This is a genomic window from Halomonas sp. TH-94 (assembly GCF_057473365.1).
The window spans coordinates 1-16,196 of the sequence record NZ_JBYCKL010000064.1; the positions used below are offsets into that span (position 1 = coordinate 1).

A 16,196-nucleotide genomic window follows, 5' to 3' on the forward strand; every position below is an offset into this window, starting at 1 on the left:
CGGATAAACGAGCGCCACGCAGCTTAGCTGTGACTTCCATCTCTCAATCCTCTCTGGCTTACCGTTTGGCTTTCTTGTCCGCCGCATGCCCGCGATAGGTGCGGGTGGCAGCGAATTCGCCCAGCTTGTGGCCAACCATTTCCTCGGAGACATGCACCGGGACGTGTTGGCGACCGTTATGGACAGCAATGGTGAGCCCGACCATGTTCGGCAGGATCATGGAACGACGCGACCAGGTCTTGATCGGTTTGCGGTCGTTCTTCTCCACTGCAGCCTCAACCTTCTTCAGCAGATGAAGGTCGATAAATGGACCTTTCTTCAGTGAACGTGGCACAGCCGTTACCTCTTAATGTCTTGGCAATTTAGATCAACGTGTCTTATTACGACGACGAATGATCAGCTTGTCGGTGCGCTTGTTCTTGCGGGTCTTGTGGCCCTTGGTGGGCACACCCCACGGCGAAACCGGGTGACGACCACCGCTGGTACGGCCTTCACCGCCACCATGCGGGTGATCCACCGGGTTCATGGCCACACCGCGAACGGTCGGACGCACGCCTCTCCAGCGCTTTGCACCGGCCTTGCCAAGTTGACGCAGGCTGTGCTCGGAGTTGCTCACTTCACCCAGGGTCGCACGGCAGTCGGCCAGCACCTTGCGCATCTCGCCGGAGCGCAGACGCAGGGTGGCATAGCTGCCTTCACGAGCGACCAACTGGGCGCTGGTACCGGCACTGCGAGCGATCTGCGCACCCTTGCCGGGCTTGAGTTCGATGCAGTGAACGGTGGAACCCAGCGGGATGTTACGCAGCGGAAGGGTATTGCCCTTCTTGATCGCCGCATTCACGCCGGACTCGAGCTTGTCGCCAGCACTCACGCCCTTGGGCGCGATGATGTAGCGACGCTCGCCGTCCAGGTACTTCAGCAGCGCGATATGGGCGCTACGGTTGGGATCGTACTCGAGACGCTCAACGATGGCGGGAACGCCATCCTTGGTACGCTTGAAGTCGATCAGCCGGTAGTGCTGACGGTGACCACCGCCCACATGGCGGGTGGTGATACGACCGTTGTTGTTACGCCCACCGGTACGCGACTGCTTTTCCAGCAGCGGCGCGTAGGGCTTGCCCTTGTGCAGGTCTTCGCTAACGACCTTGACGACGTGGCGACGACCGGCGGATGTGGGTTTAGTCTTGACGATTGCCATGATCCGTACTCCTGCCCTTATTCGGCGCCAGTGAAGTCTTCGAGCGTCTCACCAGCAGCCAGGGTCACATAGGCCTTGCGGTAGCCCTGGCGGCGGCCCAGACCGTGCGCGCTGCGCTTGGTCTTGCCCTTCATGTTCAGTACCTGGACGCTATCGACCTTCTTACCGAACAGCACCTGAACGGCCTGCTTGATTTCCGGCTTGGTAGCGTCACTGGCAACCTTGAACACATACTGGTTGCGCTCGGCGGCGAAAGCGGCCTTCTCGGTCACGTGCGGACCGAGCAGAACCTTGAAAACGCGCTCCTGGTTCATGCCAGCTTCTCCTCGAATTTACGCAGAGCAGAGACGGTGACCAGCACCTTGTCGAAGGCGATCAGGCTCACCGGATCGGCGGCAGCCACGTCCACCACATCCACATTGGGGATGTTGCGGGCGGCCAGATAGAGCTTCTCGTCGACTTCTTCGGTGACGATCAGCGCTTTCTCGAGACCCAGCTCACCCAGCTTGGCAACCAGCTGCTTGGTCTTGGGCGCATCGACGGTGAACTCGTCGATGGCGATCAGACGCTCCTGGCGCACCAGTTCGGACAGGATGGAGCGCATTGCGGCGCGATACATCTTGCGGTTGACCTTCTGCGAGTGGTCCTGGGGACGAGCCGCAAAGGTCACGCCGCCGCTGCGCCACAGCGGAGAACGGATGGTGCCGGCACGAGCGCGGCCGGTACCTTTCTGGCGCCACGGCTTCTTGCCGCCGCCACGCACGTCGGAACGCGTCTTCTGAGCACGAGTACCCTGACGACCACCAGCCAGATAGGCGGTGACGACCTGGTGAACCAGCGCCTCGTTGAATTCTTTGCCAAAGGTGGCGTCGGCGACTTCGACAGTACCCGCGCCTGCAGCAAGATTCAGATTCATCGATTCTTTCCTCTTCAGCCAGCTTTGACGGCGCTACGAACAATGACGTCGCTGCCGGTTGCACCCGGCACGGCACCCTTGATCAACAGCAGGTTGCGCTCGGCATCGACCCGTACGACTTCAAGGCTCTGAACGGTGCAGCGGACGTTGCCCATCTGACCGGCCATTTTCTTGCCTTTGAAGACGCGACCCGGGGTCTGACACATACCGATGGAACCCGGCGCACGATGCGACAGAGAGTTGCCGTGGGTGGCATCCTGGGTACGGAAGTTCCAGCGCTTGACCGCGCCTTGGAAGCCCTTGCCCTTGGAGGTACCGGTCACATCGACTTTCTGACCAGCTTCGAAGAGGGATACGGTGAGTTCGCCGCCCACTTCCGGAGCCTCATCGCCTTCAGCGACGCGGAACTCCATCAGCGAACGACCGGCCTCGATACCTGCCTTGGCGTACTGACCTGCTTGTGCCTTGGTGAGGTGCTTGGCCTTGCGGGAGCCGGTTGTGACCTGAATCGCCGCGTAGCCGTCAGACTCCAGGGTCTTGACGCTGGTGACGCGATTCGGTTCAACCTCGATCACGGTTACGGGCACGGATGCGCCATCTTCGGTAAAGACACGGGTCATACCGGCCTTTCTACCGACCAAACCGATAGTCATTCTCAGTCTCCTTTAGTGTACGGGGCTGTCACCCGCTATGGCTGCCCTTTCCAGAGCATTCCACTAGCACGTTGTATGACGCCATCACGGCGTGGCGGCTGCTGCTCTTCCCTGACGTCGGGCGTGGAGCGCTGGGCCGCGAGTGTCTAGTGTGGTTAGTCGAGCTTGATTTGCACGTCTACGCCGGCGGCGAGGTCGAGCTTCATCAACGCATCAACGGTCTTTTCAGTCGGCTCGACGATATCGAGCACACGCTTGTGAGTGCGAATCTCGTACTGATCGCGCGCATCCTTGTTGACGTGCGGTGAAATCAGTACGGTGTAGCGCTCACGGTTCGTCGGCAGCGGGATCGGACCGCGCACCTGAGCACCGGTCCGCTTGGCGGTATCAACGATCTCCGCGGCAGACTGGTCGATCAGGCGATGGTCGAATGCCTTCAACCGAATGCGAATCTTCTGGTTCTGCATTTGCCCTAAACTCCAATGGATGTCGACGGCACGTGCCGCCTACCCACGCATTCAAAGGATGCGCATTATATGCACGCCGAGGGCAAGAGTCAAACACTCTGCCAAGGTGCGCAGAAAGGGGGCTCCTCGCGGAGCCCCCTTCGATCATTCCAGCGAAAAACGCTTACTGGATGATCTTGGCCACGACGCCAGCGCCGACGGTACGACCGCCCTCGCGAATGGCGAAGCGCAGACCGTCATCCATAGCGATCGGAGCGATCAGGGTAACGACCATCTTGACGTTGTCGCCCGGCATGACCATCTCGACGCCTTCCGGCAGTTCGCAGGTACCGGTGACGTCAGTGGTACGGAAGTAGAACTGCGGACGGTAGCCCTTGAAGAACGGGGTGTGACGACCACCTTCTTCCTTGGACAGCACGTAGACTTCAGCTTCGAAGACAGTGTGCGGGTTGATGGAACCCGGCTTGGCCAGAACCTGACCACGCTCGACTTCGTCACGCTTGGTGCCGCGCAGCAGGGCGCCGACGTTCTCACCGGCACGACCTTCGTCGAGCAGCTTGCGGAACATCTCGACACCGGTAACGGTAGTCTTGGTGGTGTCCTTGATGCCGACGATTTCGACTTCTTCACCCGCCTTGACGATACCGCGCTCGATACGACCGGTTACCACGGTGCCGCGACCGGAGATAGAGAACACGTCCTCGATCGGCATCAGGAACGGCTGGTCGATGGCACGCTCGGGCTCCGGAATGTAGTCGTCCAGGGCCTTGATCAGGTTGGTAACGGCGGTGGTGCCCATGCCGTTCTCATCCTCACCGTTCAGCGCCATCAGAGCGGAACCGGTGATGATCGGGGTGTCGTCGCCCGGGAAGTCGTACTCGTTGAGGAGTTCGCGAACTTCCATCTCGACCAGCTCGAGCAGCTCTTCGTCGTCGACCATGTCGGCCTTGTTCAGGAACACGACGATGTACGGAACGCCAACCTGGCGAGACAGCAGGATGTGCTCGCGAGTCTGCGGCATGGGGCCGTCAGCAGCGGAACAGACCAGGATAGCGCCGTCCATCTGGGCAGCACCGGTGATCATGTTCTTGACGTAGTCGGCGTGCCCCGGGCAGTCGACGTGCGCATAGTGGCGCTGCTCGGACTGGTACTCGACGTGAGAGGTGGCGATGGTGATACCACGCTCACGCTCTTCCGGCGCATTGTCGATGGAGTCGAACTGACGCCATTCACCGCCGAAGACCTCAGCAGAAACGCGAGTCAGGGCCGCAGTCAGAGTGGTCTTGCCGTGGTCGACGTGACCGATGGTGCCGACGTTGACGTGCGGTTTGGAACGTTCGAATTTTTCCTTAGCCACTTCGATAACCTCTTTACGTTTGCTAGCGGTTAGCCTTTCTGGTTGATGACGGCTTCAACGATGCTGGAGGGCGCCTCTTCGTACTTCGCGAACTCCATGACGTAGCTCGCACGTCCCTGGGTCTGAGAGCGCAGATCGGTTGCATAACCGAACATCTCGCCCAGAGGCACCATTGCGCGGATGATCTTGCCTGAGGAAGAGTCATCCATGCCCTGCACCAGACCGCGGCGACGGTTGAGGTCGCCCATGACGTCACCCATGAAGTCCTCGGGGGTCACGACTTCGACCTTCATCACCGGTTCCAGCAGCACGGCCTTGGCCTTGCGGGCCCCTTCCTTGACAGCCATGGAAGAGGCGACCTTGAACGCGTTCTCGTTCGAGTCCACGTCATGGTAGGAGCCATCGTACAGCGTGACCTTGACGTCGATCATCGGGTAACCCGCGATGACGCCGTTCTGCAGCTGCTCGTACGCTCCCTTCTCGACGGCACCCACGTACTCCTTGGGTACCACACCGCCGACGATCTCGGAGGCGAATTTGAAGTGCATGTCTTCGTCTTCGCCCTTGTCCGCCTCGGTGAGCGGCTCGATGCGCAGCCAGACGTGGCCATACTGGCCGCGACCGCCGGACTGACGCACGAACTTGCCTTCTTGCTCGACCTTGCCGCGAATGGTTTCGCGATAGGCGACCTGCGGCTTGCCGATATTGGCTTCAACCTTGAACTCGCGACGCATGCGGTCGACGATGATGTCCAGGTGCAGCTCGCCCATACCGGAGATGATGGTCTGGCCGGTTTCCTCGTCGGTCTTGACGCGGAAGGAGGGATCCTCCTGAGCCAGCTTGCCGAGGGCAACACCCATCTTCTCCTGATCGGCCTTGGACTTCGGCTCCACGGCCACGGAGATGACCGGATCCGGGAACTCCATGCGCTCGAGCACGATCTTGTTCTCCAGATCGCACAGGGTGTCACCGGTGGTCACGTCCTTCAAGCCGATACAGGCGGCGATGTCGCCGGCGTAGACGTGCTTGATCTCCTCACGCGAGTTGGAGTGCATCTGCACGATACGGCCGACACGCTCCTTCTTCTGCTTGACGGAGTTGTAGACGCTGTCGCCGGAGTTCAGAACGCCGGAATAGACGCGAATGAAGGTCAGCGTACCGACGAAGGGGTCGGTGGCGATCTTGAACGCCAGCGCAGCAAACGGCGCATTGTCATCCGCTTCGCGGGTGGCAATGGTGGCGTCCTTGTCGTCCAGCTCACCTTCGATGGCCTTGACCTCGAGCGGCGACGGCATGTACTCGATGACGGCATCCAGCACCGCCTGCACGCCCTTGTTCTTGAACGCAGAGCCGCAGGTGACCAGCACGACTTCGTTGTCCAGGGTGCGACGACGCAGGCCGGCCTTGATCTCCTCGTTGGAGAGCTCGCCCTCTTCGAGGTACTTGTCCATCAGCTCTTCGGAGGCTTCGGCGGCGGCTTCGACCATCTGCTCGCGGAACTCGGCAGCCTTGTCCTGGAGCTCGGCGGGAATGTCGACCAGCTCATAGCTCATGCCCTGGTCGGCTTCGTTCCAGAGGATGGCCTTCATCTCTATCAGATCGATGACGCCCTTGAAGTCTTCCTCGGTGCCCCAGTTGATCTGGATCGGCACGGCGTTGGCGCCCAGACGGTCCTTGAGCTGCTCGACGACCATGAAGAAGTCGGCGCCGGTGCGGTCCATCTTGTTGACGAACACCATGCGCGGCACTTCGTACTTGTTGGCCTGACGCCATACGGTCTCGGTCTGCGGCTGCACGCCGGAGGAGCCGCAAAGCACCACGACGGCACCGTCGAGCACACGCAGGGAACGCTCGACTTCGATGGTGAAGTCGACGTGCCCGGGAGTGTCGATGATGTTGATGCGATGCTCATCGAACTGCTGGTTCATCCCCTTCCAGAAGGTGGTGACAGCAGCCGAGGTAATGGTGATACCGCGCTCCTGCTCCTGCTCCATCCAGTCGGTGGTAGCCGCGCCGTCGTGCACCTCACCCAGCTTGTGAGACAAGCCGGTGTAGAAGAGTACGCGCTCGGTGGTAGTGGTCTTGCCCGCGTCGACGTGGGCACAGATCCCGATATTGCGATAGCGGTTGAGAGGTGTCTTGCGTGCCACGGTGAAACTCCCCGTTGGTTGGCGATGCGTTTAGAAGCGCTGCGCTTAGAAACGGTAGTGCGAGAACGCCTTGTTGGCTTCCGCCATGCGATGCACGTCTTCACGCTTCTTGACCGCGGAGCCTTTGCCCTCGGCGGCGTCGAGCATTTCGCCGGCGAGGCGCTGCACCATGGTCTTTTCACCGCGCTTGCGCGCCGCATCCACCAGCCAGCGCATGGCCAGCGCCTGGCGACGCGAGGGGCGAACTTCAACCGGCACCTGATAGGTCGCACCGCCAACGCGGCGGGACTTGACCTCGACCATCGGCTGAATGGCTTCCAGCGCGCGATCGAAGATGTCCAGCGGCTCTTCCTTGCTACGCTCGGCAACCGTGTCCAGCGCACCGTATACGATACGCTCAGCTGTGGACTTCTTGCCGCTGACCATCAGGTGGTTCATGAACTTGGCCAGGCGCTCGCTTCCGAACTTGGGATCCGGCAGGATTTCGCGCTTGGCTACTACTCTTCTTCTAGGCATGACAAGCCCTCTAACGAAGGGTCTTTCAGGCAAACCCGAGACTCCCGCCAATGGCGGCGCTCGACCTTACTCTTATCAGACCGATATGATTGCTAGGTACCGAGTCCTATCAGGACTTGGGACGCTTGGTACCGTACTTGGAACGGCCCTGCTTACGATTCTGTACGCCGGAAGTGTCGAGGGCGCCGCGAACGGTGTGATAACGCACACCCGGCAAGTCCTTGACACGGCCGCCGCGAATCAGCACGACAGAGTGTTCCTGAAGGTTGTGACCTTCACCACCGATGTAGGAAGACACCTCGAACCCGTTGGTCAGGCGCACACGGCAGACCTTACGCAGGGCCGAGTTCGGCTTCTTCGGGGTGGTAGTGTAGACGCGGGTGCAGACACCGCGCTTTTGCGGGCAGGCCTGAAGCGCCGGCACGTCGCTCTTGGCGGCGGGGCGCTTGCGCGGCTTGCGCACGAGCTGATTGATCGTTGCCATGTTGTGTAGCTGACTCCAATGGTTGCCTTGCCTTTCAGCGGACGCGGGCGCACCCACCCCACTGTTAAAGGCTGCGCATTCTAAGGTCTAACGGGGTTGGGCGTCAAGCACACGGGGTCACCCGCCTACCTGACGCCCGGCCCGCTTACAGCTCGTCGTCCGAATCGAGCGCGGTGAGCTGGGCACCCAGCTCCTGCTCGACATCGAAAGCCGACGGATGGAGCAGACGCTCGGTGTCATCCCGCTTGCGGCGACGCTCCTGATGGTGGGCAAGCCCCGTTCCAGCCGGAATCAGACGGCCGACCACCACGTTCTCCTTCAGGCCGCGCAGGTAATCGCGCTTGCCGGTAACCGCCGCTTCGGTCAGCACCCGCGTGGTCTCCTGGAAGGAGGCCGCGGAGATGAACGACTCGGTGGCCAGGCTGGCCTTGGTGATACCCAACAGCACGCGCTGGTAGCGGGCCGGGAAATTCTCGGCCTTCTCCAGACGCGCATTCTCCTCCAGCACCCGGACCAGCTCGACCTGATCCCCCGGAATGAAATCGGAGTCGCCGGAGTCGGTAATCTCCACCTTGCGCAGCATCTGACGCACGATCACTTCGATGTGCTTGTCGTTGATGCCCACACCCTGGAGACGGTAGACCTCCTGGATCTCGGCGGTGATGTACTTGGCCAACTCCGCCACACCCAGCAGCCGCAGGATGTCGTGCGGGTTGCTCGGGCCGTCGGAGATCACCTCGCCCTTCTCCACCGTCTCGCCTTCGAAAACGGCGATCTGACGCCATTTCGGAATCAGGGCCTCGAACGGATCGCCACCGTCTTCCGGGGAGATCGTCAGGCGACGCTTGCCCTTGGTTTCCTTGCCGAAGCTGATGGTACCGCTGATCTCGGCGAGGATGGCCGGCTCTTTCGGCTTACGTGCTTCGAACAGGTCGGCCACGCGGGGCAGACCCCCGGTGATGTCCTTGTTGCCGGACGCCTCCACCGGGATACGGGCGACGATCTCACCGATGCCGATCGCTGCTCCATTGTCGGCCGATACGATCGCCTTGCCCGGCAGCAGATACTGCACCGGCGTATTGGAGCCCGTCACGCTGATCGGCTCGCCGCTCTCGTCGGTGAGCAGGATCATCGGACGGCTGTCACGGCCGGCCTGCGGACGTGCCGCCGATTCGATCACCTCGATGGACGACAGACCGGTCATCTCGTCCACGCTGCGGTGGATGGTGACGCCTTCGACCATGTCGACGTACTGCACCTTACCTTCGACTTCGGCAATGATCGGGTGGGTGTGCGGATCCCACTTGGCGACCATCTGGCCGGCATCGACCGCGTCGCCGTCCTTGATCGACAGTTCGGCGCCGTAAGGCAGCTTGTAGTACTCGCGCTCGCGGCCATGATCGTCGGCGATGGCCAGGGCGCTGGAGCGGGACACCACCACCAGCTTGCCGTCGACACGCTCGACGAACTTCATGTTGTGCAGGCGTACCTTGCCGCCATGCTTGACCTGTACGCTATCCACGGCCGAGGCGCGCGATGCCGCACCACCGATGTGGAAGGTACGCATGGTCAGCTGGGTGCCGGGCTCACCGATGGACTGGGCCGCGATGACGCCGACCGCTTCGCCGATGTTGACTTGATGTCCGCGAGCCAGGTCACGACCGTAGCACGTGGAGCAGACGCCATGCGTCGATTCACAGGAGATGGCACTGCGCACCACGATCTCGTCGACGCCCATGGTATCGAGACGTTCGCACCAGGCTTCGTCGAGCAGAGTGTCCTTCTCGATCAGCACTTCGTCCGTGGCGGGGTCGATGACGTCCTGAGCCACGACACGGCCCAGCACCCGCTGCGCCAGGGAAACGATGATGTCGCCACCCTCGATGACCGGATGCAGGGTCAGCCCCTGTTCGGTACCGCAGTCCACCTCGGTGATCACCATGTCCTGGGCCACGTCGACCAGACGACGCGTCAGGTAGCCTGAGTTGGCGGTCTTGAGAGCGGTATCCGCCAGACCTTTCCGCGCACCGTGGGTCGAGATGAAGTACTGAAGTACGTTCAGGCCCTCACGGAAGTTGGCCACGATGGGCGTCTCGATGATCGAGCCATCCGGCTTGGCCATCAGACCGCGCATACCCGCCAGCTGACGAATCTGAGCGGCGCTACCCCGGGCACCGGAATCGGCCATGATGAACACGCTGTTGAACGAGTCCTGCTCCACCTCGTTGCCGTTGCGGTCGATCACGGTCTCCTTGGAGATACCCGCCATCATCGCCTTGGCCACCTTGTCGTTGGCCTTGGACCAGATGTCGATGACCTTGTTGTACTTCTCGCCGGCGGTGACGAGACCGGAGGAGAACTGATCCTCGATCTCCTTGACCTCGGCTTCGGCCGCATCGACGATTTCCGTCTTGGCTTCCGGAATGACGAAGTCGTTGACACCGATGGAGGCGCCGGACCAGGTGGCCATGCGGAAACCGGTGTACATCAGCTGGTCGGCAAAGATGACCGTCGGCTTGAGGCCGGCACGACGATACACCTCGTTGAGCAGCTTGGAGATCGCCTTCTTCTTCATCGGCTGGTCGACCAGCTCGAAGGGCACGCCCTCGGGCAGGATGCGGAACAGCAGCGCACGCCCCACGGTGGTGTCGTAGATGGTACGAGTCGTGTTTTGCTCGCCCGTCTCCTCGTCCACCAGCACCTCGGTGAGACGCACCTTGACCCGCGCATGCAGGGACACGCTCTGGCTGCCGAAGGCGCGCTCGACCTCGTCGAGGCCGGAGAACACCATGCCCTCGCCCTTGGCGTTGATCTTTTCACGGGTCATGTAGTACAGACCCAGCACCACGTCCTGTGACGGCACGATGATCGGATCACCGTTGGCCGGCGACAGCACGTTGTTGGTGGCCATCATCAGCGCCCGCGCCTCGAGCTGGGCTTCCAGCGTCAGCGGTACGTGAACGGCCATTTGGTCGCCGTCGAAGTCGGCGTTGTAGGCGGCACATACCAGCGGGTGCAGCTGGATCGCCTTGCCCTCGATCAGCAGCGGCTCGAAAGCCTGGATGCCGAGACGGTGCAGGGTCGGCGCGCGGTTGAGCAGCACCGGGTGTTCGCGAATGACGTCGGCGAGGATGTCCCACACCTCTGGCAGCTCACGCTCGACCATCTTCTTGGCGGCCTTGATCGTGGACGCGTGGCCCAACGACTGCAGCTTGGAGTAGATGAACGGCTTGAACAGCTCGAGCGCCATCTTCTTGGGCAGACCGCACTGATGCAGGCGCAGGGTCGGGCCCACGGTAATGACCGAACGGCCCGAGTAGTCGACGCGCTTGCCCAGCAGGTTCTGACGGAAGCGGCCCTGCTTGCCCTTGATCATGTCGGCCAGGGACTTCAGCGGGCGCTTGTTGGAACCGGTGATGGCACGGCCGCGACGACCGTTGTCCAGCAGCGCATCGACCGCTTCCTGCAGCATGCGCTTCTCGTTGCGCACGATGATGTCCGGCGCATTGAGGTCGAGCAGCCGCTTCAAGCGGTTGTTACGGTTGATCACGCGACGATACAGGTCGTTGAGGTCGGAGGTCGCGAAGCGGCCACCGTCCAACGGCACCAGCGGACGCAGGTCGGGCGGCAGTACCGGCAGCACCTCCATGACCATCCACGCCGGATCGTTGCCGGAGTTGAGGAAGGCCTCGAGCAGCTTCAGGCGCTTCGACAGCTTCTTGATCTTGGTCTCGGAGTTGGTCTGCGGGATCTCCTCGCGCAGGCGATCGACCTCTTCGGAGAGGTCGACGTCCTTGAGCAGCGCCTGGATCGCTTCGGCGCCCATGCGGGCGTCGAAGTCGTCACCGAACTCCTCGAGGGCCTCGAAGTACTGCTCATCGTTGAGCAGCTGACCACGGTCCAGAGTGGTCATGCCCGGATCGATGACCACGAAGCTCTCGAAATAGAGCACACGTTCGATGTCGCGCAGGGTCATGTCGAGGAACATGCCGATGCGCGACGGCAGCGACTTGAGGAACCAGATGTGAGCCACCGGCGAGGCCAGCTCGATGTGCCCCATGCGCTCGCGGCGCACCGCAGCCTTGGTCACCTCGACGCCGCACTTCTCGCAGATGATGCCACGGTGCTTCATGCGCTTGTACTTGCCGCACAAGCACTCGTAGTCCTTCACCGGGCCGAAGATCTTGGCGCAGAACAGGCCATCCCGCTCCGGCTTGAAGGTGCGGTAGTTGATGGTCTCGGGCTTCTTGACTTCACCGTAGGACCAGGAGCGAATCATGTCCGGCGAGGCGAGCGAGATCTTGATCGCATCGAACTCTTCGGACTGTGACTGCGATTTGAGGACTTTCACCAAGTCTTTCATGGAGTCGGCTCCTAGCTCTCTAACTCGATATCGATGCCCAGCGAACGGATTTCCTTCACCAGTACGTTGAAGGACTCCGGCATACCGGCATGCATGGTGTGGTCGCCGTCGACAATGCTCTTGTACATCTTGGTGCGACCTTCCACGTCGTCGGACTTCACCGTGAGCATCTCCTGGAGGGTATAGGCGGCACCGTAAGCTTCCAGCGCCCACACCTCCATCTCCCCGAAACGCTGACCGCCGAACTGCGCCTTGCCGCCCAGCGGTTGCTGGGTGACGAGCGAATAGGAGCCAGTGGAACGGGCGTGCATCTTGTCGTCCACCAGGTGGTTGAGCTTGAGCATGTACATGTAGCCCACCGTCACCGGGCGGTCGAAGGCGTCACCGGTACGACCGTCGTACAGCGTCATCTGGCCGGAATCCGGCAGGTCGGCCAAGCGCAGCAGGTGCTTGATCTCGCTCTCGGCGGCACCATCGAACACCGGCGAGGCCATCGGCACACCACCACGCAGGTTCTTGGCCAGCGCGATGACTTCGTCGTCGCTCAGCGAGTCGATGTCCTCGACCCGCGTCCCCTCCGTGGAGTTGTACACTTTCCCGAGGAACTCGCGGATCTCGCTCAGTTGCTGGGAGCGAGCATCGCGCAGCATGGCGTCGATCTTGACCCCGAGGCCCTGAGCGGCGAGGCCCAGGTGCGTCTCGAGAATCTGACCCACGTTCATGCGCGACGGAACGCCCAGCGGGTTGAGAACGATGTCCACCGAAACGCCGTTGTCGTCGAAGGGCATGTCTTCCACCGGCATGATGGCCGAGATGACACCCTTGTTACCGTGACGGCCGGCCATCTTGTCGCCCGGCTGAATGCGACGCTTGACCGCCATGTAGACCTTGACGATCTTGAGTACGCCCGGCGCCAGATCGTCGCCCTGGGTCAGCTTGCGCTTCTTGTCTTCGAAGCGCTCCTCCATCTCCTTGCGACGGTTCTCCAGCTGCTCGTCGGCCTGAGCCAGCAGCTCGTTGAGCGACTCGTCCTGCAGGCGCAGCTTGAACCACTGCTGACGCGGCAGCTCGTCGAGATAGCTGTCGGAGAGCACGTCACCCTTCTTGAGCTTGGGACCGCCATTGACCGGCTGGCCCGAGAGCGTGCGCTTGAGACGCTCGAAAGTGGCGTCCTCGGCGATGCGGTAGGTTTCCTGCAGATCCTTGCGGACCTCGTCGAGCTGCATCTGCTCGATGGCAAGTGCACGGGAATCCTTCTCCACGCCGTCGCGAGTGAAGACCTGAACGTCGATGACGGTGCCGCGCATGCCGGTGGGCGCGCGCAGCGAGGTGTCCTTCACGTCGGAGGCCTTCTCACCGAAGATCGCCCGCAGCAGTTTCTCTTCCGGCGTCAGCTGGGTCTCGCCCTTGGGCGTGACCTTGCCCACCAGAATGTCGCCAGGGCCCACTTCGGCACCGATGTAGACCACACCGGCCTCATCGAGCTTGGACAGCGCCGACTCGCCGACGTTGGGAATGTCCGAGGTTATCTCCTCCGGCCCCAGCTTGGTGTCGCGGGAGACGCAGGTCAGTTCCTGGATGTGGATGGTGGTGAAGCGATCTTCCTGCACCACGCGCTCCGAGAGCAGGATCGAGTCCTCGAAGTTGTAGCCGTTCCAGGGCATGAAGGCGATGCGCATGTTCTGGCCAAGAGCCAGATCGCCCATGTCGACGGACGGACCGTCGGCGAGGATGTCGCCACGCTCGACCACGTCGCCCGGACGCACGATGGGGCGCTGGTTCATGCAGGTGTTCTGGTTGGAGCGCACGTACTTGGTGAGGTTGTAGATGTCGACGCCGGCCTCGCCGCCGATGATCTCGTCCTCGTTGATACGCACCACGATACGCTTGGCGTCGACCGAATCGATCACGCCGCCACGGCGGGCCACGGCGCAGACGCCGGAGTCACGCGCGACGAAGCGCTCCATGCCGGTGCCGACGAGCGGCTTTTCGGCACGCAGGGTGGGCACCGCCTGGCGCTGCATGTTCGAGCCCATCAGAGCACGGTTAGCGTCATCGTGCTCGAGGAACGGGATCAACGCCGCCGCCACAGAAACCACCTGGCGCGGAGAAACGTCCATCAGCGTCACCTGCTCGGGACGCATGAAGGTGGTTTCACCCTTGTGACGCACCTGTACCAGGTCGTCGACCAGCTTGTTGGTCTCGTCCACGGTCGCCGAAGCCTGGGCGATGATGAAGTCGCCCTCTTCGATGGCCGAGAGGTGTACCACCTCGTCGGTGACCTGACGATCCACCACCTTGCGGTAGGGCGTCTCGAGGAAGCCGTAGCTGTTGGTATGGCTGTAGGTGGCCAGCGAGTTGATCAGACCGATGTTCGGACCTTCCGGCGTCTCGATCGGACACAGACGACCGTAGTGCGTGGCGTGAACGTCACGCACCTCGAAGCCGGCGCGCTCACGGGTCAGGCCGCCCGGGCCGAGTGCGGAAACACGGCGCTTGTGAGTCACCTCGGAGAGCGGGTTGTTCTGGTCCATGAACTGCGACAGCTGGCTGGAGCCGAAGAACTCCTTGACCGCCGCGGCGACGGGCTTGGCGTTGATCAGATCCTGCGGCATCAGGCCTTCGCTCTCGGCCATGGAGAGACGTTCCTTGACCGCACGCTCGACGCGCACCAGGCCCACGCGGAACTGGTTCTCGGCCATCTCGCCGACGCAGCGGATGCGACGGTTGCCCAGGTGATCGATATCGTCGACTTCACCGAAGCCGTTACGGATATAGATCAACTCCTTGAGCACGTCGAGGATGTCGCGGTTGTCGAGCACACCGGAACCGGTATCGCCCTCACGGCGCAGACGACGGTTGAACTTCATGCGACCGACGCCGGAAAGGTCGTAGCGGTCCTCGGTGAAGAACAGATTGTGGAACAGCGTCTCGGCAGCTTCCTTGGTGGGCGGCTCGCCGGGGCGCATCATGCGGTAGATCTCGACCAGCGCTTCGAGCTGCGAGCCGGTGGTATCCAGACGCAGAGTCTCGGAGACGAACGGACCGCAGTCGAGATCGTTGGTGTAAAGCGTTTCGAGCGTGGTGATACCGGCCTGGCCGATCTTCTCGAGCAGTTCCGGGGTGATCACGCTGTTACAGGAGCAGATCAGCTCACCGGTACTGGCATCGACCTGATCCTTGGCCAGGGTCTTGCCGAACAGGTAATCCATCGGCACCTCGAGACGCTCGAGGCCGGCCTTCTCCAGCTGGCGAATATGCTTCTGGGTGATACGACGCCCTTCCTCGACGATCAGGTTGCCGTCGGCATCCTTGATATCGAAGGTGGCCGTCTCGCCGCGCAGGCGCGACGGCACCAGATCCACAGAGAAACCGCTCTTCTCGATGTGGTAGGTGCTGGTATCGAAGAACTCGTCGAGGATCTCCTCGGCACTCATGCCCAGCGCGCGCAGCAGCACCGTGGCCGGCAGCTTGCGGCGACGGTCGATACGCACGAAGACGTTGTCCTTGGGATCGAACTCGAAGTCGAGCCAGGAGCCGCGGTAAGGAATCACACGAGCGGAGTAAAGCAGCTTGCCCGATGAGTGGCTCTTGCCCTTGTCATGGTCGAAGAACACACCCGGGGAACGATGCAGCTGGGAGACGATGACGCGCTCGGTGCCATTGACCACGAAGGTGCCGTTTTCGGTCATCAGGGGGATCTCCCCCATGTAGACTTCCTGCTCCTTGATGTCCTTGATGGCCTTGTTCGAGGAATCGCGATCATAGATGATCAAGCGAACCTTGACCCGCAGGGGAGCAGAGTAGGTCACGCCACGCAGCTGACACTCCTTGACGTCGAACGCCGGAGTACCGAAGCGGTAGCTGACGTACTCGAGCGCGGCGTTGCCAGAGAAGCTCTCGATCGGAAACACGGACTTGAACGCCGCGTGCAGACCGGTCTCGAGACGCTCTTCAGGAGCGCGATCCTGCTGGAGGAAGTCGTAGTAGGAATCAAGCTGGATCGCCAGCAGGTAGGGCACATCCATCACTTGGGGCAGTTTGCCGAAATCCTTGCGGATGCGTTTTTTCTCAGTGTATGAGTAAGCCATC

General features: G+C 61.7%; 12 protein-coding genes. All 12 read right to left on the minus strand.

All coding sequences use genetic code 11. The features are described from left to right. Positions 1-58: 58 nt before the first annotated feature. Positions 59-334, minus strand: coding sequence for a 30S ribosomal protein S19 (gene rpsS / locus AC2VNO_RS12300; protein WP_009098993.1), 276 nt, complete (start codon positions 332-334; stop codon positions 59-61). 33 nt (positions 335-367) lie between these two features. Beyond that, positions 368-1,198: a 50S ribosomal protein L2 gene (gene rplB / locus AC2VNO_RS12305; protein WP_228574932.1), complete on the minus strand. Its 831-nt coding sequence runs from the start codon at positions 1,196-1,198 to the stop codon at positions 368-370. A 17-nt stretch (positions 1,199-1,215) separates the two neighbouring features. Further along, positions 1,216-1,512 carry a 50S ribosomal protein L23 gene (gene rplW / locus AC2VNO_RS12310; protein ID WP_228574933.1) on the minus strand — a complete coding sequence of 99 codons (297 nt, stop codon included), beginning with the start codon at positions 1,510-1,512 and terminating at the stop codon, positions 1,216-1,218. Further along, entirely contained in the window at positions 1,509-2,114 is a 606-nt protein-coding gene (gene rplD / locus AC2VNO_RS12315; RefSeq protein WP_228574935.1) for a 50S ribosomal protein L4, read from the minus strand. The genes rplW and rplD overlap by 4 nt, the downstream gene beginning before the upstream one ends. 14 nt (positions 2,115-2,128) lie before the next feature. Continuing rightward, positions 2,129-2,767 (minus strand): 50S ribosomal protein L3, encoded by a 639-nt coding sequence (gene rplC, locus AC2VNO_RS12320; protein ID WP_228574937.1) that lies wholly within the window; start codon positions 2,765-2,767, stop codon positions 2,129-2,131. A gap of 155 nt (positions 2,768-2,922) precedes the next feature. Next, positions 2,923-3,234 (minus strand): 30S ribosomal protein S10, encoded by a 312-nt coding sequence (gene rpsJ / locus AC2VNO_RS12325; RefSeq protein WP_010626466.1) that lies wholly within the window; start codon positions 3,232-3,234, stop codon positions 2,923-2,925. 163 nt (positions 3,235-3,397) lie between these two features. Beyond that, entirely contained in the window at positions 3,398-4,591 is a 1,194-nt protein-coding gene (gene tuf / locus AC2VNO_RS12330) for an elongation factor Tu (protein ID WP_486934384.1), read from the minus strand. A gap of 29 nt (positions 4,592-4,620) precedes the next feature. Continuing rightward, positions 4,621-6,741 carry an elongation factor G gene (gene fusA / locus AC2VNO_RS12335; RefSeq protein ID WP_486934385.1) on the minus strand — a complete coding sequence of 707 codons (2,121 nt, stop codon included), beginning with the start codon at positions 6,739-6,741 and terminating at the stop codon, positions 4,621-4,623. Positions 6,742-6,786: 45 nt separating this feature from the next. Further along, the gene (rpsG, locus tag AC2VNO_RS12340) at positions 6,787-7,257 is read right to left on the minus strand and encodes a 30S ribosomal protein S7 (protein WP_159554817.1); all 471 of its coding nucleotides are present in this window, start codon (positions 7,255-7,257) and stop codon (positions 6,787-6,789) included. Positions 7,258-7,366: 109 nt separating this feature from the next. Further along, a complete protein-coding gene (gene rpsL, locus AC2VNO_RS12345) occupies positions 7,367-7,741 on the minus strand; it encodes a 30S ribosomal protein S12 (RefSeq protein WP_010626462.1) in 375 nt (124 codons plus the stop codon). A gap of 145 nt (positions 7,742-7,886) precedes the next feature. After that, positions 7,887-12,104, minus strand: a complete 4,218-nt coding sequence (gene rpoC / locus AC2VNO_RS12350) for a DNA-directed RNA polymerase subunit beta' (RefSeq protein WP_486934386.1) — start codon at positions 12,102-12,104, stop codon at positions 7,887-7,889. 11 nt (positions 12,105-12,115) lie between these two features. After that, positions 12,116-16,195: a DNA-directed RNA polymerase subunit beta gene (rpoB, locus tag AC2VNO_RS12355; protein WP_486934387.1), complete on the minus strand. Its 4,080-nt coding sequence runs from the start codon at positions 16,193-16,195 to the stop codon at positions 12,116-12,118. Between the last annotated feature and the right edge of the window lies 1 nt (position 16,196).